The sequence below is a fragment of the Mesorhizobium carmichaelinearum genome, assembly GCF_900199455.1.
In the GTDB taxonomy this organism is placed as follows: Bacteria; Pseudomonadota; Alphaproteobacteria; order Rhizobiales; family Rhizobiaceae; genus Mesorhizobium; species Mesorhizobium carmichaelinearum.
This window is the reverse complement of the sequence record NZ_FZQR01000138.1, coordinates 1-755: the sequence shown is the minus strand read 5'-3', so window position 1 is coordinate 755 and position 755 is coordinate 1. Positions and strand designations below refer to the sequence as shown.

Annotated in this window: 1 protein-coding gene; it reads right to left on the bottom strand. The window is 56.6% G+C overall.

Annotated elements, in window-relative coordinates; translation table 11 throughout:
• Window positions 1-128: 128 nt before the first annotated feature.
• Window positions 129-755 (bottom strand): OmpW/AlkL family protein (locus tag CKW40_RS42370; protein WP_143748535.1); only part of this gene is annotated, 627 nt, incomplete at its 5' end.

The following is a 755-nucleotide window of genomic DNA, read 5'->3' as shown; positions in this document are numbered from 1 at the left end:
AATGGGCAACAAGGTCAACGTCTCGAATGTATCGGGTCAATTCGCCTGCGCAGGTCGACGTATGAAGGGCGCACGAGGCGCCCTTCAGTTAGGACCCAGTATCAATGAGCCACGTTCGTGTTTGGTTTTCAAAAGCGGTAAGTGACACCTGCCCCTATCAACCAGGGATCGAGCTTGGCTTTGCCCGTCAGCTTGGCACTGTTTACCGTGACGTCGAAGCTGGGCTTCAGGAAAAGCTTCTTCACGTCGAAGTTGAGGCCCCAGTGCTGATCCACCATGTAGTCGAACCCGACTTGTAGTGCGGTACCGAATGTATTCTTAATCTTCAGAGCATCGGCGCTGCCGGCATTCTGATTATAGAAGATCGTGTAGTTTACTCCGGCGCCGACATAGGGCTTGAAAGCGCCAAAATCGGTAAAATGATACTGCAGTGTGAGCGTAGGCGGTAGCACCCAAACCTCGCCAATTTGCCCTAGCCCGCTGATCGCTCCTTGGCCTGCGATATCCACGTGGGCGGTGGCGAGGATAAGCTCGGTGGCGATGTTGTCCGTGAAGAAATACGAGATGTCGAGTTCCGGTGTCACCGGGTTCGAATAGGAAAGACCGGAGCCTGGCACCGTATTGACGTAGCCCGAATCCTCAGTGCCGATCCCCAACGCGCGAAGGCGTACCTGCCAAGGGCTTGGCCATTCCGTGACCGAGGCTCCAGCCTGCGGGACGCACGCAGCTTGGGCAGGCTCAGCTGCGAGGGCCTG